This window comes from Leifsonia sp. LS1 (genome assembly GCF_020521355.1).
GTDB lineage: Bacteria > Actinomycetota > Actinomycetes > Actinomycetales > Microbacteriaceae > Leifsonia.
The window spans coordinates 65448-87052 of record NZ_BPER01000007.1 but is presented as its reverse complement, the minus strand read 5'-3'; the positions used below and the strand labels follow the sequence as shown (position 1 = coordinate 87052).

Here is a 21605-nt window from a genome sequence, read left to right as displayed (position 1 = left end):
CGGGGCTCAGCGCTTCTTGGACTGGGCTCGGCGCTCCGCGCGGTTCGCGGGAGCCTCGTCGCCGTCGGACTCGACGCGCTGGCCGAAGGCGCCGCGCTGCGCGGACGCCTGCTGCGGAGCGGCGGCCTGAGGCGCCGCCTGCTGCTGCGCCTTCTGGGCTCGAGCCGTCGCGGCCTGCTCGATCTGACCGCGCTGGTTGCGGACCTCGACGCCGCCACCCTCGCCCGGGGCGGAGTAGCTCAGACGCTGCTGCTCGCTCTCGCCACGGGCCAGACCCTTGGCCGCCACCGACGGGGACTCGACCTCGCCCGGAGCCTGGTTGACCTCGACCTCCAGGTTGAACAGGAAGCCGACGGTCTCCTCGCGGATCGCCCCCATCATCTGCTGGAACATCGCATAGCCCTCGCGCTGGTACTCGACCAGCGGGTCGCGCTGCGCCATGGCGCGCAGGCCGATGCCGTCCTTGAGGTAGTCCATCTCGTACAGGTGCTCACGCCAGCGACGGTCGATGACCGACAGCACCACGCGGCGTTCGAGCTCGCGCATCGCCGGCGAGCCAAGGGACTCCTCGCGACGCTGATACGCGAGGCGGGCGTCGGACATGATCTCGCGTCGCATGAACTCGCGGTTGATGCGGCCCTTGTTGCCCGCTTCCGCGATGACCTCGTCGATGCTGACGCCGACCGGGTAGAGCGTCTTGAGCTCCGCCCATAGGGCGTCGAAGTCCCAGTCGTCCCCGCTGCCCTCGCCGGTGTGCTGGTCGAGGATATCGTCGATGACGTCCGTCAGGAACTTCTGCACCCGCTCGTGCAGGTCGTCGCCCTCGAGGATGTGGCGGCGGTCGCCGTAGATGGCCTCGCGCTGACGGTTGAGGACGTCATCGTATTTGAGGACGTTCTTGCGGATCTCCGCGTTGCGCGCCTCCACCTGCGACTGCGCGCTGCGGATCGCCCGGCTGACGACCTTCGACTCGATCGCCATGTCGTCCGGGACGCTCGACCGGCCCATGAGGCTCTCGGCGGCGCCGGCGTTGAAGAGGCGCATGAGGTCGTCGGTGAGGGAGAGGTAGAAGCGGCTCTCGCCCGGGTCGCCCTGACGGCCGGAACGACCGCGGAGCTGGTTGTCGATGCGACGGGACTCGTGGCGCTCGGTGCCGAGCACGTACAGTCCTCCCGCCTCGATGACCTTGTCGGCCTCCTCCTGCACCTTCTCCTTCACCTCGGCGAAGACGGCGTCCCACTGCTCCTCGTACTCGTCGGGCGTCTCCACCGGGGAGAGCCCGCGCGCGTTCATCTCGGCGACCGCGATGAACTCGGCGTTGCCGCCGAGCATGATGTCCGTGCCTCGACCGGCCATATTGGTGGCGACGGTGACGGCGCCGAGACGGCCGGCCTGGGCCACGATCGCCGCCTCGCGCGCGTGGTTCTTCGCGTTCAGGACCTCGTGACGGACGCCCTTCTTGGCGAGAGAGCGCGACAGGTACTCGCTCTTCTCGACGCTGGTCGTGCCGACCAGGACGGGCTGGCCCTTCTCGTGGCGCTTGACGATGTCCTCGACGACCTGCTCGAACTTCGCCTGCTCGTTCTTGTAGACGAGGTCTGGCTGGTCGATGCGCTGCATCGGCTTGTTGGTCGGAATCGGGACGACGCCGAGCTTGTACGTGCTCATGAACTCGGCCGCCTCGGTCTCGGCCGTACCGGTCATGCCCGACAGCTTCTTGTAGAGGCGGAAGTAGTTCTGCAGGGTGACGGTGGCGAGCGTCTGGTTCTCGGCCTTGACCTCGACGCCCTCCTTCGCCTCGATCGCCTGGTGTATGCCCTCGTTGTAGCGGCGGCCGACCAGGATGCGGCCGGTGTGCTCGTCCACGATCAGGACTTCGCCATTCATCACGACGTAGTCCTTGTCGCGCTTGAAGAGGGCGTTGGCCTTGATGGCGTTGTTCAGGAACGAGATCAGCGGCGTGTTGGCGGACTCGTAGAGGTTGTCGATGCCGAGGTAGTCCTCGACCTTCTCGATACCCGGCTCGAGCACGCCGATGGTGCGCTTCTTCTCGTCGACCTCGAAGTCCTCACCGGCGGTGAGGCGCTTGGCGAGGTTGGCGAACTCGACGAACCAGCGGTTCGCCTCACCCGACGAGGGTCCCGAGATGATGAGCGGGGTACGTGCCTCGTCGATGAGGATCGAGTCGACCTCGTCGACGATGGCGAAGTAGTGTCCGCGCTGGACCATGTCCTGTGCCTGCCACGCCATGTTGTCGCGCAGGTAGTCGAAGCCGAACTCGTTGTTCGTTCCGTACGTGATGTCGGCGGCGTACTGCTCCCGGCGCTCCTCCGGGGTCTGTCCGGAGAGGATGACGCCGGTCGTCATGCCGAGGGCGCGGAACACGCGGCCCATCAGCTCCGACTGGTAGCTTGCGAGGTAGTCGTTGACCGTGATCACGTGAACGCCGCGGCTGGCGATGGCATTGAGGTAGGCGGCCGTCGTCGCGACGAGGGTCTTGCCCTCACCGGTCTTCATCTCGGCGATGTTGCCGAGATGAAGCGCGGCGCCTCCCATGAGCTGCACGTCGAAGTGGCGCATGCCCAGCGTGCGCTTCGCCGCCTCACGGACGGCGGCGAACGCCTCGGGCAGGAGGTCGTCGAGCGACTCCCCGTTGCTGTAGCGCTCGCGGAGTTCGACGGTCTCGTGCATGAGCTCTTCGTCGGTGAGCGCGGCGAAGTCGTCTTCGAGGGCGTTGACCGCTTTCGCGTACGCCTCGAGCCGACGGAGGGTGCGCCCCTCGCCGAGACGGAGAACCTTTTCCAGAACTGAGGCCACTGATGCACTCCACTTGTGTTCGTTCGGGCCGATCGTGCCCGCGCCCGTGTCGGACGCACGCCGGACGGCTGGCACCGCCGACGTTAGAGACATCGTACGGGATCAGCCGTCGGGTTCCTCCAGCGGAAGCTGAAAGCCGGCCGAATGGAGGGTGGATCCGCGCACGGAGGCGCCGATGGCGTCCGCCGCCCGGGCGGACGCCATCGGCGCGGGGTCGTCAGCCGAGCTTGCGGCTGGCGGTGGCCACCTCCTGCAGTTCATCCGCGTCGTCGTCCAGCGCGATCACGCCGTAGTCCCAGCCCTTGCGGCGGTAGACCACGCTCGGTCGCTGCGTCTCCTGGTCGACGAACAGGTAGAAGTCGTGGCCGACGAGCTCCATGTAGTAGAGCGCGTCGTCGACCGTCATCGGAAGCGAGGCGAACACCTTCTTGCGGATGACGACCGGCGAGTACTCCTCCTCAGCGGCCTCCTCCGTCGCCTCGGAGTCCTGCACCACCGGGACGCTGCCCGTCCTGACCTGGTCGAGCACCGCGACCGGCGCCGCTGCGAGCCCCACGGCGCTGAAGCCGTCCGTGCTCGCCTCGCGCAGCGAGGTCGGCCGATGCTGCCCGCGATGGACCTTGCGACGGTCTTTCGCGCGACGCACGCGCTCGAGGAGCTTGCCCAGGGCGATGTCGAACGCCGCGTACTTGTCGGTGCCCGTCGCCTCCGAGCGGACCACCGCCTTCGGCCCCACGAGTGTCAGCTCGACCCGATCATCGCCGTTCTGGCCACCGAGCTTCTCGTTGTGGCGGCTGACCTTGATCTCGAGGGAGATGGCCCGCTCTGCCAGATGCGCGATCTTGTCCGACTTCTCGGTCGCGTATTCACGGAAGCGATCAGTGATTCCCAGGTTGCGTCCGATGATGTTGATGTCCATGGAGACCTCCCTGATCCGACGCGGTGTCGTCCTGATCCCGGGCGACCCGTGCGCCTTTTGGACTACCGTAGTGCTCCCTCACGGGGAAAGGAACCGGACAACGCCTGTTATTGACTGGGAACGTTCCGAGGTCTCGCTGTGAGGTCGGCGCCGTCGCGGCGCGGCGTCCGCGCCAGGGCTGCGGCACCGAACACCAGCCCTCCCGCGGCATGGATCGCGCGAGCGGCTTCAGCGACCGTCGACCCCGAGGTCACGATGTCGTCGACGATCAGGCAACGCCTTCCCCGGAGCCGCGTGGACGCGGCCAGGCTCTCCGCACGATTGGCCGCCCGTCCCGCGGACGAGAGACCGGCCTGGTCCTGCGTCTGCCGGGTGAGCCGCAGGGCGCGCCACAGCGGCGGCACGAGGATGCCGGCACGGCCGAGCAGCATCCCCGTCGGATGGAAGCCGCGTCGACGGCGTGCCTCGGTGGTCGACGGGATCAGGACGGGGAGCAAGGCGTCCGCGCCCCTGCCATCGCTGCGCCCCCGCCCCGTCTCCGCTCGGTCGCTCACGGCTCGCTGCGCGTCGACCACGGCGGCCCGCAGTGCACGACCGAGGGCCGGCGCAGCGTCCACCCGCCCGGACTCCTTGAAGGCGAGGATCACCCGCCGCGGAGTCTCGGCGTATTCGAGAGCCGCCCACACGCGCACGCCCCCGGCCGACGTCGTCGCCACGCGAGGGGTCAGGTCGTGCCTGCATCGCGCACACAGACTGCGGTCCGGCTCACCGCAGCCGGCGCAGCGGACGGGGAGCAGCACGGCGGCCGCGTCGCGGAGGGACTCCTGAAGGATCGATGTGGTTGTCATGCGCTCCAGCATCGCGGCGCTCGCGCGGCCCCGGGCCGCCGGGAAGATCTTCGTGGAGAACGGCGCCGAGCCTCTCCGCTGTGGAGAACGCGCTACGGCTGTCCGAGCTGGACGGCGACCGCACCCACCTTGTCGGCCTGCGCCTGCCATCCCGTCCCGGTGGGCGCCTGGAGGCTTCCATCCGCGGTCAGGACGAGATAGCGCGCAAGACCGTCCGCTCCCACGATCGTGCGGCCTCCGCCCGGCCCGGTCGTGATGGTCTGCTCGCCGCCGATCGTCTGCTCGACGATGCTCGTCGCGTCCCCGTTCGTCGCGTTGAGCACGGCGACCGTGAGTTCGCCTGTCCACGCGACGGCCAGCGGCGTGCCGGAGCCGACCGCGAGCTCCACCGGCTGGGTCAGCGAGGTGGGGACGGATCCGGACCCGCGCACGATCCCCGCCGCCACGAGTGCGTACCCCGTCGAGGTGCGCAGCAGGGCGACGACACGCGTGCCGTCGCGGGAGAGGGCGAACGATTGGATCCCGACCGCCTGCGGCCAGTCCGTCGCCACCGCGTGCACCTCGCCGTTCGCCGCTGTCGCCTGGAGCGCGCCCGGCGCGTCGGCCGGCACCGACCAGACGAATCCCGTGTTGTCGATGGCCGGTGCGATCAGCCCGGCCCGCGCGTCGACGCGGATCGTGTCGCCGGAGCGCCGCACCAGGTACGCGCCACCGGCGGAGAGCACGGCGGCCTCGTCACGGGCTGCGTCGAGGGCCACCGCCGTCGGCTGCAGCGCGACCACCCGGTCGCTGAGGCCGCTGAGCGGGGTCACGGTGGAACCGGAGAGCAGTCCGAACGTGTCCCCGCGGGAGACGATCGCGTGGGTGTCGACCGACGGGTCCTGCTGGGGTGCGGCCCCGGAGTTGAGCGGGGCGATCTGCTCGACATTGCCCTCGATGGAGAGCTGCACCGTCTGGGCGAGGCTCCCGAGGCTCTGCTCCAGTTGCAGCTGCATGCGCTGCAACTGGAGCGTGTCGGCCCGTCCCGCTTCGGAACTGAGGTCGACTTGGGCGACGCCGCCGACGGTGGTCACCGACGGGACCGCCAGCTGTGTGCCTTCGGGGAACGCGTTGGCCACCGCACCGTTCAGCCACTTCGCCGGTCCGGCGAGCACCGCGCTCGCCACCCGGGTCGCGGAGGTCGCGACTCGGGCGGGGAACCACCGGGCGTCCGGCACGAGGTAGCTGTAGTCCGGGCTGTAGAAGTACAGCGTCTGCTGCGTGAAGACGGCGCGGAACGTCGGGTCGTCGATCACGATGCCGTTCGGCGCCACGGCGATGCGCCACTCACCGCTCTGCTTGACGAGCTCGTAGCGCAGGCCGATCGGCGCTCGGCTCGTCACCGGGTGGTACGCGCCGACCGAATCGACGCTCGCCACCGGATTGACCTCCACCCCCCACTGGTCGCCATCGCTGTCGTAGGTGCGGTTACGACCATCGTCCACGGTGACCGACTCGTCCGGGTTCCAGCTCGCGGCCATGGCGTCGGTCAGATACTCACGAGCGATCCCGAAGTTGTTCTTCGGGCTCGAGGCGGCGTCGATGAACCCCTGCACGATGCGCTGCTGGGAGGCGCCCTTCTCAGGTGGGGACGGGTTGAAGTCGAGGTCGAGAGGGTCGTCCACCTGGGCGACCGGGCCGCCCTGCCGCACCGGACCGCTGTCCGGGATGCTGGCGCAGGCCGAGAGCACGAGGGCGACCGCCACCGCGACGGCCGCGGCGATGAACCGGATCAGTCGTCTGCTCACGCGCGGGCCTCCCGCTTCGGAATGGGGCGGACGTCGTCGGCGGAGGCGTCGGGCGACGCGGGCGCGTCGGGCGGCGTGGGGGCCGCAGGCAGCTCGCCCGCGTCGACCGGCGGCAGCGGCAGCGGGGATCCGGCGATCTCACGTCCCGGCACTCGCGGGAGCGTCAGCCGGAAGCACGACCCCTGCCCCGGCATCGACCACACCTGCAGCCAGCCCGAGTGCAGCGTCGCGTCCTCGAGGGAGATGGCGAGCCCCAACCCCGTGCCGCCCAGCGTGCGCTTGCGCGACGGATCGGCTCGCCAGAACCGGTCGAAGACGTGGTTGACGTCGTGATGGCTCATCCCGATGCCGTAATCGCGCACGGTCAGTGCGACCGCGCTCTCGTTGCTGTCGACGGTGACCACGACCGGCCGCCGCTCGCCGTGCTCGATCGCGTTCCCGATCAGGTTGCGCACCACGCGCCGGATCCGTCTCGGGTCCATCCCGACGTCGAAGTAGCCGCCGGGCGCGTCGAGGGTGAGGGGGGATCCGTTCTGCTCGGACAGCGCTCGCAGCTCGTCCACGACATCCTCGGCGAGCCGGACGAGATTGGTGGGCTCCGGGTCGAGGACGACGGAGCCCGCGTCGTACCGACTGATCTCGAGCAGGTCGGAGAGGAGCCGGTCGAACCGCTCGATCTGCGTGTGGAGCAGCTCGGCCGTCCGCTCCGTCGCGGGTGGGAACGTCGACCGCTGGTCGTAGATCACGTCTCCGGCGAGCCGAATGGTCGTCAGGGGCGTCCGCAGTTCGTGGGAGACGTCCGAGACGAAGCGCTGCTGAAGCTGCGACAGCGTCCCGAGCTGGTTGATCTGGCTCTGGAGGCTGTCCGCCATCCCGTTGAACGACCGCGCGAGCGACGCGAAGACGTCCTCGCCGCGTTCCGGGATTCGGACGGCGAGGTCGCCCGCCGCCAGACGCTCACTGGTGCGGGCGGCGACGCGGATCGGTTCGACCACGAACCGTACGATGACCCAGGTGATCGCTCCGATGAGGACGATGAGCGCGAGCCCGGCGAGCAGCAGGGTGTTCTGCACGAACAGCAGCGTGTTCTCGGAGTCGCGCAGGTTGTAGCCGATATAGAGCTCGTACCGCCCGTAGGACGGGAGGGTCAGCTGGGTTCCGACGACGATCCCGGGATCGGAGGAGTCGGAACCCGCCGGCAGCGCGACGGACTGGTAGAACTGCTCGGTCCCGCCGGTCTGCACCTTGGCGCGGAGCTGGTCGGAGATGACCGAGTTGAGCGCCGGACTCCCCCGGTCCGGCGGCGCGAGAACGCTCGTGTCCTGTCCGGGCACCCGGTACGCTGCGACCAGCCGGCTGGAGGTCGAGGTCTGCACCGACTGCAGCGCCGAGTTCAGGAGGTTGCGGCCGCCGTCCGCCGACGAGACGTCGGAGGCGTTCATGGTCGACTGCGCAGCCGTCGTCGCCCGACTGGAGTCGCGAAGCGCCTGGTCCAGCCGCGATTGGTACAGGTCGTTGGAGATGCTGAGTGCCATGTAGACGCCGGTCACCAGGATCGCGACCCCGGTGAGGGCGAGGGTGATCGCGACGGTGCGCAGCTGGAGGGAACGGCGCCACAGTCGGGCGAGCCGCGACGGCGCCTGTCGCCACCACTCCTTGTCCGGCCACCGGAACCGCATCGCGACCGGCTCCGCGCTATGTCGCCGCGCCGGCGCGGTAGCCGACGCCGCGCACGGTCATGACGATCTTCGGGTTGTCGGGATCCTGCTCCACCTTGGCACGCAGGCGCTGGACGTGGACGTTGACGAGCCGGGTGTCGGCCTTGTAGTGGTAGCCCCACACCTGCTCGAGGAGCATCTCGCGGGTGAACACCTGCTGCGGCTTCGACGCGAGCGCCAGGAGGAGGTCGAACTCGAGAGGGGTGAGTGCGATGCGCTGCTCGCCTCGACGCACCTCGTGGCCGGCGACGTCGACCATGAGATCGCCGATGCGCAGCTGCTCGGCCGGCGGCGTGGAGGCGGCGGGACGCAGCCGCGTGCGGATCCGCGCGACGAGCTCCTTCGGGTTGAACGGCTTGACCATGTAGTCGTCCGCGCCGGATTCGAGCCCCTTGACCACGTCGGCGGTGTCGGACTTGGCCGTCAGCATGATGATCGGCGTGCCCGACTCCGCCCGGATCCGGCTGCATACCTCGATGCCGTCGAGCCCCGGCAGCATGAGGTCGAGCAGGACGAGGTCGGGTCGTGCCGAGTGGAACGTGTCGACGGCCTGGGCGCCGTCCTCGCAGAAGACCGGGTCGAAGCCCTCGGTGCGCAGCACGATGCCGATCATCTCGGCGAGGGCGGTGTCGTCGTCGACCACCAGGATGCGACTAGTCATGTGCGAAGTTCCCCTGAACCCCTCTCGGGCGGCCGGCGGCCGCGGATGCAACGGCACAACCATAGTCGAGTCCCCTGGTCGAGCCGTGGAGGGCCGCCGCAAGGCCGCTGTGGAGAAGTCGGAAGCCTGCCCGTTCCCTGTGGACGGGACCGTGCGGCGGTGACGGATGTGCCAGCATGGGAGCAACGCACGACGGGCGGGGATGAGAGGGCACGGCGTGAGCGACGAACAACACGGTCAGGCACCGCGGCCGCGATACGGGGAGTACGCGCCGGGACAGGAGCCCGGTCAGGCGCAGCCGCCGGTCTATGGCCAGCAGCCGCCGGTCTATGGCCAGCAGCCGCCGGTCTACGGCCAGCAGCCGCCGGCGTGGCAGCAGCAGCCTCCGACCTGGCAGCAGCAGCCCGGCTGGCAGCAGCAGCCCGGCTGGGCGCCGCCGCCGAAACCGGGGCTCGTCCCCCTGCGCCCGCTGCCGTTCGGAACGCTTCTCGGCGCTCCGTTCCAGGCGCTGCGGCGCAATCCGAAGATCACCGTCGGCGCGGCGCTGCTCATCCAGGGCATCCCCACCATCCTGGTCACGGTCATCCTCGCCGGCGCCGTGTACTTCCTGCTCCAGCGCGCCATCAACGCCGACACGTCGGATCAGAGCACTCTGCTCGCGGGCGCCGTCGGCGGCGCCATCGTGCTCGGCCTGCTCTCGATCGTCGTCTCGGCGATCTCCAGCGCACTGCTCCAGGGCGTCGTGGTCGGCGAGGTCGCGCGCGAGACGCTCGGCGACAAGCTCACCTTCCGGTCCCTCTGGCAGCTCGTGCGCGGGCGCATCGGTGCGCTGATCGGCTGGACCTTCCTGGTGTCCTTCGCCTGGTTCGTCGCGATCGCCCTCGTCGTGGCGATCGCCGTCGCGCTGGCCGCCGTCGGCGGCTCGGCAGGCATCATCGGGGCCGCGCTCGTCGGGATCCTGGGCGGCCTCGGGCTGATCGCGCTGGCCGTGTGGGTCAACACCAAGATCGCTCTCGTGCCGAGCGCGATCGTGCTCGAACGGCTGCGGATCGGCGAGGCCCTCACGCGCTCGTGGCGGCTCACGACCGGGTACTTCTGGAAGACCTTCGGGCTCATCGCCCTGATGACCGTCATCATCTACGCGGTCGCGCAGATCGTGTCGATCCCGTTCGGCGTGGTCGGCGGGATGCTCGGCGGCATCTTCGCGCCGACCTCGCTCAGCGCGAACGATCCATCGTCGTTCACTCAGATCCTCGTCGGACAGCTCGGCGTCAATGTGCTGTCGAGCATCGTCGGCGCCGTCGTCGGTGCGATCGGGAGCGTGGTCCAGACGGCGGCGGTGTCGCTGCTCTACATCGACCTCCGGATGCGCAAGGAGGGTCTCGACCTCCAGCTTGTCCGCTTCGTCGAGGCACGCCAGACCGGGCAGGAGCTGCCCGACCCGTACCTGGTCCCCGCCCCCGCAGCCCCGGCGGCGCCCTCGGCGACCCCGCCCTGGCCGGGCAGCTGAGGATCGTGCGCTTCGACATCCCCGTCGACCCGTCCGGGCCGCAGGCTCAGGAGTGGATCAGGGAGGAGCTGGCCAGGCCGGAGTACCAGGCGGCCAAACCGACCTGGTTCGACCTCGCCTCCAAGGCCGTGCAGGACTGGATCGACTCGCTGCTGCAGGGACCGACAGGCGATGCCGGCCCGGTCCTGCTGCTGGTCGTCGTCCTGGTGATCGCGGCGCTCGTCGTCGCCGCGTTCGTGATCTTCGGCCGCCCGCGGATGAACCGCCGCTCGGCCCTGGACAGGCGGCCCGTCTTCGGGGACGACGACGGCCGCTCCGCCGCAGAACTGCGGCGTTCCGCGTCGGAGGCGGCGACCGCCGGCGACTGGGTGCTGGCGATCGAGGAGCAGTTCCGGGCGATCGCGGTCGGGCTCGACGAGCGGACCCTCGTGGCGGTCACGCCCGGGACCACCGCGACCCATTTCGCCGCGACCGCCTCCACCGTCGTCCCGGGCGAACGGGAGCAGCTGAGCGAAGCGGCGCGCTCGTTCGATGCCGTGCGCTACCTCGACCGTCCCGGAACCCCCGCTGCCTACCAGCAGCTCGTCGCTCTCGACCGACGGCTGCAGCAGGTGCGTCCGGCGATCCCGGTGGCGGTGCCATGACGCCCGCACCTCCCGTCGACATGACACCGGAGACGAGCACGACGCCGGCGGACGCGTCGGCTGTCTCCCCCACCCTCCGGCAGAGCGGCCGTCGCGCCGTGCCGTGGATCGTGCTCAGCGCCGTCGCCGTCCTGGTCGCGCTGGCGGGCATCCTCCTGACCGGGGGCCGCTCCTCGTCCGGTGTCCCGCTGGATGCAGGCAATGCCGGGCCGACCGGAGGCAAGGCGCTCGCACAGGTCCTCGGGTCCCGCGGTGTGGACGTGCGCGACGCATCGTCTCTCGATCAGGTGCGCGAAGCGGTCGGCGCCGGAAGTGACACGACCCTCTTCGTGTTCGACGACGCGGGCAATCTCGAATCGTCGGCCTACGACGAGCTCGCGCGGCTCGCAAAGACGATCGTGATCGTCGAGCCGACTTTCCGCACCCTCCGCACGGTGGCGCCCGGCGTCCACGCGAGCGGCGAGCCGAGGGGGCCCGCGGACGCCGGCTGCGGTGTCCCCGCCGCGGAGCGGGCCGCGCGGATCGACCCGCGCCCGACCGGCAACACCTCCGGGGCGACAGTCCCCGGCACCTTCCGCGTGCAGGACGACGGCGCCTCCTGCTTCGCCGACGCGACGGGCGCGGCCTCTCTCGTCCGCACCATGTTCAAGGGTGCGACCGTCTACCTGGTCGGGTCGGCGCCGCTGCTCATGAACGACGGGATCGACCGTGCCGGGAACGCCGCACTGGGTCTGAACCTGCTCGGACAGCACGGCACCCTCGTCTGGTACCTGCCGGGGATCGACGACCGCCCGGTGACCGGGCCGCCGGACCTCGCGGCCCTGACGCCGGGCTGGGTGACGCCCGTGCTCCTCCTTCTCGTCCTCGTCTTCATGGCGGCGGCGGTCTGGCGAGGGCGTCGGTTCGGCCCGCTCGTGGTCGAGAACCTGCCCGTCGTCGTGCGCGCCGGTGAGACGCGGGAGGGCCGCGCTCGCCTGTACCAGCGCTCGTCCGCGCACCTGCGCGCGGCCGATGCCCTCCGGATCGGCACGCTCGGGCGCCTGGCCGCCCTGGTCGGCCTTCCCGCCTCGGCGAGCGCGACAGAACTCGCCGATGCCGTCGCGGCGCTCACCGCCCAGGATCGCATTCGCGTCCGCGATCTGCTGGTCGACGACATCCCCCGCACGGACCGCGACCTGATCGCCCTCTCCGACGACCTCGCGGCGCTCGAACGGGCGACCGCTGCCGCCGCCTCGCCCGCCGAGGCGGACTCGACCGGAAGAATGGAGCCATGACCGACGTCACGACCGGAGTCCCCGTATCCCCCGCCCCGCCGGAAGACGCTGCGGCGCTGCGGCAGACCCTCGCCCGCGTGCGGACCGAGGTCGGCAAGGCCGTCGTCGGCCAGGACGGCGCCGTCACGGGCTTGATCATCGCCCTCCTCGCCCGCGGGCACGTGCTGCTCGAGGGGGTCCCCGGGGTGGCGAAGACGCTCCTGGTCCGCTCGCTCAGCCACGCGCTCAGCCTCGACACCAAACGCGTCCAGTTCACGCCCGACCTGATGCCCGGCGACGTGACGGGCTCCCTCGTCTACGACGCGCAGACCGGCGGCTTCGTCTTCCGCGAGGGCCCGGTGTTCACGAACATCCTGCTCGCGGACGAGATCAACCGCACTCCCCCGAAGACTCAGTCCGCCCTGCTCGAGGCGATGGAGGAGCGCCAGGTGAGCGTCGACGGTCTGAGCCGTCGCCTCTCCGACCCGTTCATCGTCGCCGCGACGCAGAACCCGATCGAGTACGAGGGCACGTACACGCTGCCTGAGGCACAGCTCGACCGCTTCCTGCTCAAGCTGACCCTGGACATCCCCGAACGCAAGACCGAGGTGGAGGTGCTGCGCCGCCACGCGGCCGGCTTCAATCCGCGGGATCTGGCCGCTGCCGGCGTCACGCCCGTCCTCACCGCCACCGAGCTGCAGGCCGCCCGCGACTCGGCCGCCGCGGTGGGGGCGAACGCGGACGTGCTCGCGTACATCGTGGATCTGGCCCGCGCCACCCGGCAGAGCCCGTCCGTGCGCCTCGGCGTGAGTCCGCGCGGAACCACCGCCCTTCTCGCCGCCGCGAAGGCGTGGGCCTGGCTGTCCGGCTACGACTCGATCACGCCGGATCATGTGCAGGCGATGCTCGTCCCCGTCTGGCGGCACCGTATCCAGTTGCGGCCCGAGGCGGAGCTGGAGGGCGTGGGACCGGATGCGATCCTGCGCTCGATCGTCCAGCAGGTCCAGGTCCCGATCTGACCGACCATGACGGTTTCCGGACGTTTCGTCGCCCTGCTCGCGCTGGGGGTCATCCCCATCGTGCTGCTGGGGCGTGAGGCTGCGCCCGCCTATGCCGCGCTCGGCGGCTGGGTGCTGCTCTGCCTCCTGCTCGGCGCCGTGGACCTCGCGATCGCGGGCTCCCCACGACGCGTGCGCATCGAGCGTTCGATCCCGGGGCGTGTCCGTCTCGGCGCCGAGGCGACGGCAGAGCTCGTCATCACGAACACCGGTAGGCGGACGATCCGCGGAACCCTGCGCGATGCGTGGGAGCCGTCGGCCGGGGCGGCGCCCTCCCGGCACCGGATGGTGCTCCCGTCCGGCGAGCGTCGCCGGTTCGCAGTCACGCTGAAGCCGTGGCGGCGGGGCGAGCGCCGGGTCGCGCAGATCACCGTGCGGGCATGGGGGCCGCTGCGCCTGTGGGCGCGGCAGGCGACGCTCTCCGCGCCCGGGCGCATCCGGGTGCTTCCGCCGTTCTCCTCCCGCAAGCATCTCCCGTCGCGACTGGCGCGGCTGCGCGAGCTCGACGGGACCACCAGCGTGCTCCTGCGCGGTCAAGGCTCCGAGTTCGACTCGCTCCGGGAATACGTCCGTGGGGACGACGTGCGCTCCATCGACTGGCGCGCGACCGCCCGGCGGCACGATCCGACCGGCGGGAGCGGAGCCCGGGTGATGGTGCGCACGTGGCGGCCGGAGCGGGATCGCCGTGTCGTGATCGTCGTGGACACAGCACGTACGTCGGCCGCCCGAATCGCCGACGAGCCCCGGATCGACACCGCTTTCGAGTCCTCGCTCCTGCTCGCGGCACTCGCCACCAGAGCCGGTGACCGGATCGACTTCCTCGCCTACGACCGGGTCGTCCGGGGCCGGGTCCACGGGGCGAACGGCCCGGAGTTGCTCTCCCGGATGGTCGACGCCATGTCCGCCATCGATCCCGCCCTCATCGAGATGGACTGGTCGGCGGTCCCCGCACAGGTTGGAGCGATGACGAGTCAGCGTTCCCTGGTCGTGCTGCTGACCTCCCTCGACGCCCCCGGCGCCTCGCGCGGCCTGCTCTCGGTCCTGCCGCAGCTGACGAGGAAGCACCTCGTGGTGGTGGCGAGCGTGATCGACCCGGACACGCTCACGGCGACACGCGAACGCGGCGACCGCTCCGCCGTCTACCGTGCGGCGGCGGCAGAACGGTCTCTGCTCGACCTGGCGCGCGTGACCGCGGCCGTGCGGCGGCTGGGCGGCGACGTCGTCACGGGTTCGCCCGAGGATCTCCCCCCTGCTCTCGCAGACCGCTACCTTGCTCTCAAGGCCGCCGGGCGGCTCTGACACCCGGGGACAGCGCTCCGGGAGCCCGCCCGGTCCGGGCCGCCGGATCAGGCGGCGACGATCCGGCGTGCGCCCGCGTCGAACTCCCCGAGGTCGCCGGTCTCACCGAGACGGACGGCGCGTCGTCCGACGAACAGCATATAGAACAGGAACGCGGCGAGCGCCAGGGCTCCGATGGCGATCTTGGCCCAGACCGGCAGGTCCGACGGGGTGACGAACCCTTCGATGAGACCGGAGACGAACAGGCTGATCGCGCACCCGACCGCCACCGTGAACAGCGCGCGGCCGTCTTCGGCCAGAGCCTGCGCACGGGTGCGGGCGCCCGGCGCGATCCACGCCCAGAAGATGCGGAGCCCGGCCGCCGCCGCCACGAAGACGCTGGTGAGCTCGAGGAGACCGTGCGGCAGGATGTACGAGAACATCACGTCGCCGCGACCGTAGGCGAACATCACCCCGGCCGCTGTGCCGACGCCGACGGCGTTCTGGATGAGGACGTACGGGACCCAGAGGCCGGTGATGCCGAACGCGATGCACTGCGCGGCGATCCACGCGTTGTTGGTCCAGACCTGCCCGGCGAACGACGCAGCCGGGTTGTTCGAGTAGTAGTCGATGAACGTGTGGTCGACGTACCGCCGCAGGTTCGCATCGCTCCCGAGGTTGCGCAGCACATCGGGGTTCCCCGTGATCCACAGCGCGTACAGAGTCGCGACGATCACGGTGAACACGGTCACTCCCAGCACGACCCAGCGGATACGGTACAAGGCCGCGGGGAGCTCGAGGGCGAAGAAGCGCGGGATCTGCGAGAAGAGGTTGGCGCCGGCGCCGGTGAAACGCAATCGTGCGGACGACAGGGTCAGCGACAGCCGGTCGCCCACCGCCGTCGATCCCGCGCTGGTCTGGATCGCCGACAGATCGGCCGCACCCGACTGGTAGAGATCGATGAGCTCATCGGCGTCCTTGCCGTCGAGTCGTCTCTTCGCGGCCAGCCGGGCCAGTCGGTCCCAGTCGGCGCTGCGCGCTGCGGTGTATGCGTCGAGATCCATCTGCTTGAATGATAGCCATGACGGCAGCGGCGGACGGGTTCCCGGAGCCGGTCGAGCGCGAACTGGTGACCGGCGAGGCCGTCACCCTCGATGTCAAGCCGGTCAGCTACATCCTGCGCGCAGCGGGCACGGTCATCGACTGGCTCGTCTCCATGCTGGTGATGCTCGGTTGCGTACTGCTGCTCGTCGCGACGGGCGGCGGCCTCGACGAGGCCCTCGTCCGCGCTCTCGTCATCCTGATCCTCGTGCTGGGCACGGTCGTCCTCCCGACCACCGTCGAACTGGCGTCGCGCGGTCGCTCTCTCGGCAAGCTCGCGGTCGGCGCCCGGATCGTGCGCGACGACGGCGGCGCGATCGGCTTCCGGCACGCGTTCATCCGCGCGCTCGCCGGTGTGCTCGAGATCTTCCTGACGGTGGGCGGCATCGCGGCGCTGACCGGCCTGCTCAACGCGCGCTCGAAGCGGCTCGGCGACCTGCTCGCCGGAACCTACAGCCAGCTGGTCCGCGTCCCGCAGCCGCGCCCGCTCGACCTCTACCTCTCCCCCGCCCTTGCCGGGTGGGCGGTGACCGCCGACGTCGCACGTCTCCCCGATCGCCTCTCGCGCCGGATCGCGCAGTTCGCCCGGCAAGCGCCGCAGCTCACGCCGGCCGCGCGCTACGGTCTGAGCACCGAGCTCGCCCGTGAAGCATCCGCCCACGTCTCGCCCCTGCCCGATGTCGACGCGGAGACCTTCCTCGTCGGCGTCGCCGTGCTGCGCCGTCAGCGGGACGCCCGCGGCCTGGCGCTCGAACAGGAGCGGCTCGACCGGCTGGCGCCCGTGCTCGACGGGCTCCCCCACGCTTTTCCCGACCGTTAGGAGCCCCGGTGACCGACGCCCGCATCCCCGAGTACCGCGCCCACTTCGACGCGACCGTCGCTTTCGTGAACGGCGGCGGCCTCACCGCGGAGGGATTCCGTCTCGACCTCCCCTCCGCCCATCTGAGCGAGGGCGAGATCGCCCGCCTGTTCGTCCAGCACCTCGGGCTGGCGCTCGTCGGAGAGGTCCGTCTCGGCGACCTGCGGATCGTCGAGGAGGCCCACCGGGGCAGTCGCGGAGTGGGGGCGGCCGAGCGGAGCGAGAGCGATCCGAGCCGCCGCGTCATCGACCTCAGCCACCCCATCCGTGCCGGCCTGATCACCTATCCCGGCCTCCCGGCACCGGTCATCACCCCGCATCTGACGCGGGAGGACTCACGCGCGACGTACGCGCCCGGGACGGAGTTCGCCATGGACGTCATCACGATGATCGGCAACACCGGCACCTACCTCGACAGTCCGTATCACCGCTATGCGGACGGCGGCGACCTCGCGTCCCTCGACCTGTCGTCGCTCGTCGGCCTGCGCGCCGAGGTGATCCACGTACCCGACGCGATCGAGCGCGGGGTCCCCGCATCGGTCTTCTTCGACCGGGATGTCGCCGGCGCCGCGGTGCTGGTGCACACCGGTTGGGATGCGCACTTCGGCACCCCCGCCTACGCCGCGGGCGCCCCGTATCTGACCGACGACGCGGCGGCGCACCTCGTCGAGCAGGGAGCCGTCCTCGTCGGGATCGACTCCCTCAACATCGACGACACCGAGGGCGGCGGCGCACGCCCGGTGCACTCGCGCCTGCTGGCCGCCGGTGTGCATGTCGTCGAGCACCTGACCCGCCTCGGCGAGCTCCCGCCGCGCGGCGCACGCTTCACAGCGGCGCCGCCGGCGGTGGAGGGGTTCGGGACCTTCCCCGTACGGGCGTTCGCGGAACTCTGAGGACCGGCGGGCCGGCCTGGTCTCAGTCGTGGAGGATGCGCTGGAACAGCACGTGGTCCTGCCACCGCCCCGCGATCTTCAGGTAGGCCGGGGCGACGCCGATGCGTTCGAAGCCCGCCCGCGTGAGCACGGACTGCGAAGCATGGTTCGCGAGCAGGGTGGCCGCCTGGACGCGGTGCAGACCGAAGCCGAGCGCCGCCTCCAGAACCGCCGCCAACGCTGTCGAAGCCAGCCCCTGGCCGGTATGGGCCCTGTCGAGCCAGTAGCCCACCATCGCGCTCTGGAAGGCGCCGCGAACGATGGCGCTCAGGTCGATCGCGCCGCCGATCTCGGCGCCGTCGACCAGCACCAGCGGCAGGCCGGTGCCGAGATCGCGCATCGCGAGAAGCTCGCGGGTGCGCGCCAGCTGCCCCTCCTCGGTGAAGAACTCCTCGGTGCGCGTGGGATCCCACGGGGCGAGGTGCCCCCGATTGCGGACGTAGGCCGCCGCGAGCGCTGCGGCGTCCTGCTCGCGGCGCACGCGCAGGGTCAGGCCGCCGGGCAGCTCGCGGTCGGCGAATTCGAGCGTCATCAGTAGCGGTAGTGGTCGACCTTGTACGGGCCGTCCACGGGCACGCCGATGTAGGCGGCCTGCTCCTCGGTCAGGACCGTCAGCTCGACGCCCAACGAGGCGAGGTGGAGGCGTGCGACCTTCTCGTCGAGGTGCTTCGGCAGGACGTACACGCCGACCGGGTAGTTCTCGCGGGAGACGTACAGCTCGAGCTGCGCGAGCACCTGGTTCGCGAACGAGTTGCTCATCACGAAGCTCGGGTGGCCGGTGGCGTTGCCGAGGTTCATGAGCCGGCCCTCGGAGAGCACCAGGATGCTGCGGCCCGTCGGCAGGCGCCACTCGTGCACCTGCGGCTTGATCTCGATCTTCTCGGCACCCGGGAGCGCCTCGAGTGAGGCCATGTCGATCTCGTTGTCGAAGTGTCCGACGTTGGCGACGATCGCGAGATGCTTGAGCCCGAGCAGGTGGTCGAGCGTCACCACGTTCAGGTTGCCGGTCCCGGTGATGAGGATGTCCACCTGGTCGATGACCGACTCGAGCCGCGCCACCTGGAAGCCGTCCATGGCGGCCTGGAGCGCGTTGATCGGGTCGACCTCGCTGACGATGACGCGCGCACCCTGGCCCCGCAGCGCCTCCGCGGCACCCTTGCCCACGTCGCCGTATCCGGCCACGAAGGCGACCTTGCCGCCCATCAGGACGTCGGTGGCCCGGTTGAGGCCGTCCGGGAGGGAGTGGCGGATGCCGTACTTGTTGTCGAACTTGCTCTTCGTGACCGAGTCGTTGACGTTGATCGCCGGGAACAGGAGGTCGCCGGCCTTGGCGAGCTCGTACAGACGGTGGACGCCGGTGGTGGTCTCCTCCGTCACGCCGATGATGCCGTCCGCGATCCGCGTCCAGCGATCGGCCGACGTCGCGAGCGAAGCGCGGAGCGCGGCGAGGATGACACGGTACTCGTGGCTGTCCCCTTCGGTGTCGTCCGGGACGGCGCCGGCGGCCTCGAACTCACGACCCTTGTGCACGAGCAGCGTGGCGTCGCCGCCGTCGTCGAGGATCAGGTTCGGGCCGGTCCAATCGGCTCCCGCCGCCTCGGCTTCCGCGCTCCAGTCGAAGATCTGCTGGGTGCACCACCAGTACTCCTCCAGCGACTCGCCCTTCCAGGCGAAGACCGGGACTCCGGCGGGCGCGGCGACGGTGCCGGTCGGGCCGACGGCGACAGCGGCGGCGGCGTCGTCCTGGGTGGAGAAGATGTTGCAGCTCGCCCAGCGCACCTGCGCGCCGAGGGCCACGAGCGTCTCGATGAGGACCGCGGTCTGGACGGTCATGTGGAGGGATCCGGCGATGCGCGCCCCGGCGAGCGGCTGCGAGGCGCCGAACTCCTCGCGAAGCGCCATGAGGCCGGGCATCTCGTTCTCGGCGAGTCGCAGCTGGTGGCGGCCCGCCGCGGCGAGCGAGAGGTCGGCGACCTTGAAGGGCAGGGCGGTTTCGGACACGGTCGAAGCAGGCATGGCATCCATTCTCGCATCGGACCGCGCCGAAGAGGCGATCCGTGACGGCCGGGTCGCCGTCAGGCGCGGATGAGCGCGAGGACCTCGTCGCGGATGCGCGCCATCGTCGCGGCGTCGGCGGCCTCCACGTTGAGCCGAAGCAGCGGCTCGGTGTTCGAGGAGCGCACGGAGAACCACCAGAACGGGTCGTCTTGGCCGACCTGCCCGATGACCGTCAGCCCGTCGAGCTCGTCGAACTCGGCTCGGGAGGCGAACGCCTCCACGACGCGGGTGAAGGCGGCCGGCACGTCGTCGACGGTCGAGTTGATCTCTCCCGACATGGCGTAGGGCGAGAAAGCGGCGGCCAGCTCCGACAGCGGGCGGTCCTGCCCGCCGAACTCGGCGAGGAGGTGCATCGCGGCGAGCATCCCGTTGTCGGCGCTCCAGAAGTCCCGGAAGTAGTAGTGCGCCGAGTGCTCGCCGCCGAAGACCGCGCCCGACGCGCGCATGGCGTCCTTGATCAGCGAGTGGCCGACACGCGTGCGCAGCGGGGTCGCGCCCGCGGCCTCGATCGTCTCGGGGACGATGTTCGATGTGATGAGGTTGTGGATGACCGTGATCTCGGCGTCCGGCTCGGCGGCGCGCGCACGGGCGATCTCGCGCAGCGCGACGATCGCCGCCACGGCGGACGGCGTGACCGGGTCCCCGTTGCCGTCGACGACGAAGCAGCGGTCGGCGTCTCCGTCGAACGCGAGCCCCAGGTCGGCGCCGTGCTCCACGACCGCCTTCTGCAGGTCGACCAGATTGGAGGGCTCGAGCGGGTTCGCCTCATGGTTCGGGAAGGTGCCGTCGAGCTCGAAGTACAGCGGGACGATCGTGATCGGGAGCGCCGGGAGACCGGCCGCCTCGCCCAGCACCGCCGGGACCGTGAGGCCGCCCATACCGTTGCCCGCGTCGACGACGACGGTGATGGGTCGGATGCCGGAGAGGTCGACGAGCGACCGCAGATAGGCGGCGTACGAGGAGAGCACGTCCTCCTCGCGGTAGGCGCCCGGCGAGGCCACCGCTGCGATCCCCTCGGCCAGGTAGGCGGCCGCACGCTCACGCACCCCGGCGAGGCCGGTCTCCATGCTCAGCCCCTGCGCTCCCGCACGGGAGAGCTTGATGCCGTTGTAGGTGGCGGGGTTGTGGCTGGCGGTGAACATCGCCGCGGGCGCGGCCAGAGCCCCCGAGGCGTAGTAGGACTCGTCCGTCGAGCAGAGCCCGATCGAGACCACGTCTGCACCCCGCGCCTGCGCGCCACGTGCGAATGCGGCGGCGAAACCCGGCGACGAGTCGCGCATGTCGTGTCCGACGACCAGGTCCCCACCGGCCGCGCCGACCTCGTCGACGAAGGCGGCGCCGATCGCCTCGACGACCTCCGGCGTCAGCTGGTCACCCACCAGACCGCGGATGTCGTAAGCCTTGACGACGGCGTCGAGCGAGGAGCGGAGGGTGTCAGAGTTGCGAATGTTCACGCCCCATAACCTACTTCACCGAACACCTCGTGCCGCACGATGCTCCACCCCTGCGGCGCGGAGAGCCGCTCGGCATGGATGGCGCAGAGGTCGTAGGTGTGCGGCTCGTGCGAGAGGCTGAGCGGGCCGAGCACCGCCATGGAGTCCGCGTAGACGTAGGTGAGGGTCGCGACAGCGTCGCGGGGGCACGCGACACGGGAACACGGACGGCTCAACATCGGGGCCAGGATACCGGAGCGCGTCCGACGTAGGATGGCGACATGCCCCGCAACCGCCGCACCAGCAGCCAGCCGCCGGCCACCAGCAGGTGGCGCAGCCGGCACGGGCGCGGGGCCCGGGGGCCGGTCACCGGTCCGCATCTGCCGATGCTGCAGAACCGCATCGACTTCTTCGACATGACCGTCGCCTCCACGGCCGACTACCTCAAAGGGGTGTGGCCGCAGGAGCTCGCAGACGTCCACTTCGACGTCGCCGCGACCCCTATCGGCAACTCCGGGACGGACGGTGTCGACCGCTGGCGCGTCGACCACTCCCGCCGCCGGATCGTCCTCTACCGTGTGCCGATCCAGCGATTGACGAAACTGCACCGTGAGGACGACATCCACCGGCGCATGTACATCGAGGGCTGCGTGTTCCGGGCCGTCGCCGAGCTGCTCGGCAAGGATCCGTGGGACCTGGCTCCCGACCGCTTCCGCCACTTCTGACGGG

General features: G+C 70.5%; 19 protein-coding genes. 8 read left to right on the top strand and 11 right to left on the bottom strand.

What is annotated here, in order from left to right; genetic code table 11:
• Positions 1–6 precede the first annotated feature (6 nt).
• The 6 genes from secA to mtrA form a co-directional block, all read right to left on the bottom strand.
• On the bottom strand, positions 7–2817 hold the full coding sequence (gene secA / locus LLS1_RS13680; RefSeq protein ID WP_226656337.1) for a preprotein translocase subunit SecA: 2811 nt from the start codon (positions 2815–2817) through the stop codon (positions 7–9).
• Positions 2818–3034: 217 nt separating this feature from the next.
• A complete protein-coding gene (gene hpf / locus LLS1_RS13675) occupies positions 3035–3736 on the bottom strand; it encodes a ribosome hibernation-promoting factor, HPF/YfiA family (protein WP_226656335.1) in 702 nt (233 codons plus the stop codon).
• 107 nt (positions 3737–3843) lie between these two features.
• A complete protein-coding gene (locus tag LLS1_RS13670) occupies positions 3844–4584 on the bottom strand; it encodes a ComF family protein (RefSeq protein ID WP_226656334.1) in 741 nt (246 codons plus the stop codon).
• Positions 4585–4676: 92 nt separating this feature from the next.
• Positions 4677–6371, bottom strand: coding sequence for a GerMN domain-containing protein (locus LLS1_RS13665; RefSeq protein WP_226656332.1), 1695 nt, complete (start codon positions 6369–6371; stop codon positions 4677–4679).
• On the bottom strand, positions 6368–8050 hold the full coding sequence (gene mtrB / locus LLS1_RS13660) for an MtrAB system histidine kinase MtrB (protein WP_226656330.1): 1683 nt from the start codon (positions 8048–8050) through the stop codon (positions 6368–6370). The genes LLS1_RS13665 and mtrB overlap by 4 nt, the downstream gene beginning before the upstream one ends.
• A gap of 16 nt (positions 8051–8066) precedes the next feature.
• A complete protein-coding gene (gene mtrA / locus LLS1_RS13655) occupies positions 8067–8750 on the bottom strand; it encodes an MtrAB system response regulator MtrA (RefSeq protein WP_226656328.1) in 684 nt (227 codons plus the stop codon).
• A 217-nt stretch (positions 8751–8967) separates the two neighbouring features.
• Between mtrA and LLS1_RS13650 the strand changes: the two genes are divergently transcribed.
• The 5 genes from LLS1_RS13650 to LLS1_RS13630 are packed head-to-tail and all read left to right on the top strand — an operon-like array spanning position 8968 to position 14514.
• Positions 8968–10260 carry a hypothetical protein gene (locus LLS1_RS13650; protein WP_226656326.1) on the top strand — a complete coding sequence of 431 codons (1293 nt, stop codon included), beginning with the start codon at positions 8968–8970 and terminating at the stop codon, positions 10258–10260.
• A 5-nt stretch (positions 10261–10265) separates the two neighbouring features.
• Positions 10266–10904 (top strand): DUF4129 domain-containing protein, encoded by a 639-nt coding sequence (locus LLS1_RS13645; protein WP_226656325.1) that lies wholly within the window; start codon positions 10266–10268, stop codon positions 10902–10904.
• A complete protein-coding gene (locus tag LLS1_RS13640) occupies positions 10901–12178 on the top strand; it encodes a DUF4350 domain-containing protein (protein ID WP_226656323.1) in 1278 nt (425 codons plus the stop codon). Before LLS1_RS13645 ends, LLS1_RS13640 begins: the two co-directional genes overlap by 4 nt.
• Entirely contained in the window at positions 12175–13176 is a 1002-nt protein-coding gene (locus LLS1_RS13635) for a MoxR family ATPase (protein ID WP_226656321.1), read from the top strand. The genes LLS1_RS13640 and LLS1_RS13635 overlap by 4 nt, the downstream gene beginning before the upstream one ends.
• Before the next feature lie 6 nt (positions 13177–13182).
• Positions 13183–14514 (top strand): DUF58 domain-containing protein, encoded by a 1332-nt coding sequence (locus LLS1_RS13630; protein WP_226656319.1) that lies wholly within the window; start codon positions 13183–13185, stop codon positions 14512–14514.
• A gap of 47 nt (positions 14515–14561) precedes the next feature.
• Here LLS1_RS13630 and LLS1_RS13625 read toward each other — a convergent pair whose 3' ends face one another.
• The gene (locus LLS1_RS13625; protein ID WP_226656318.1) at positions 14562–15557 is read right to left on the bottom strand and encodes a stage II sporulation protein M; all 996 of its coding nucleotides are present in this window, start codon (positions 15555–15557) and stop codon (positions 14562–14564) included.
• Positions 15558–15574: 17 nt separating this feature from the next.
• Between LLS1_RS13625 and LLS1_RS13620 the strand changes: the two genes are divergently transcribed.
• Together LLS1_RS13620 and LLS1_RS13615 are read left to right on the top strand one after the other, a co-directional pair.
• Positions 15575–16414: an RDD family protein gene (locus tag LLS1_RS13620; RefSeq protein ID WP_226656316.1), complete on the top strand. Its 840-nt coding sequence runs from the start codon at positions 15575–15577 to the stop codon at positions 16412–16414.
• Between the two features lie 8 nt (positions 16415–16422).
• Positions 16423–17346 carry a cyclase family protein gene (locus tag LLS1_RS13615; protein WP_226656314.1) on the top strand — a complete coding sequence of 308 codons (924 nt, stop codon included), beginning with the start codon at positions 16423–16425 and terminating at the stop codon, positions 17344–17346.
• 22 nt (positions 17347–17368) lie between these two features.
• On the opposite strand, the gene LLS1_RS13610 is transcribed toward LLS1_RS13615, so the two are convergent.
• The 4 genes from LLS1_RS13610 to LLS1_RS13595 are packed head-to-tail and all read right to left on the bottom strand — an operon-like array spanning position 17369 to position 21115.
• A complete protein-coding gene (locus LLS1_RS13610; RefSeq protein WP_226656312.1) occupies positions 17369–17917 on the bottom strand; it encodes a GNAT family N-acetyltransferase in 549 nt (182 codons plus the stop codon).
• Positions 17917–19401: an adenosylhomocysteinase gene (ahcY, locus tag LLS1_RS13605; protein WP_226656311.1), complete on the bottom strand. Its 1485-nt coding sequence runs from the start codon at positions 19399–19401 to the stop codon at positions 17917–17919. The genes LLS1_RS13610 and ahcY overlap by 1 nt, the downstream gene beginning before the upstream one ends.
• Positions 19402–19460: 59 nt before the next feature.
• A complete protein-coding gene (locus tag LLS1_RS13600; RefSeq protein ID WP_226656309.1) occupies positions 19461–20897 on the bottom strand; it encodes a phosphomannomutase/phosphoglucomutase in 1437 nt (478 codons plus the stop codon).
• The gene (locus LLS1_RS13595; protein ID WP_223360058.1) at positions 20894–21115 is read right to left on the bottom strand and encodes a DUF3499 family protein; all 222 of its coding nucleotides are present in this window, start codon (positions 21113–21115) and stop codon (positions 20894–20896) included. The genes LLS1_RS13600 and LLS1_RS13595 overlap by 4 nt, the downstream gene beginning before the upstream one ends.
• A 42-nt stretch (positions 21116–21157) precedes the next feature.
• On the opposite strand from LLS1_RS13595, the gene LLS1_RS13590 reads away from it, so the two are divergent.
• Positions 21158–21601 (top strand): metallopeptidase family protein, encoded by a 444-nt coding sequence (locus LLS1_RS13590; RefSeq protein ID WP_223360057.1) that lies wholly within the window; start codon positions 21158–21160, stop codon positions 21599–21601.
• The last annotated feature ends 4 nt before the right edge of the window (positions 21602–21605 follow it).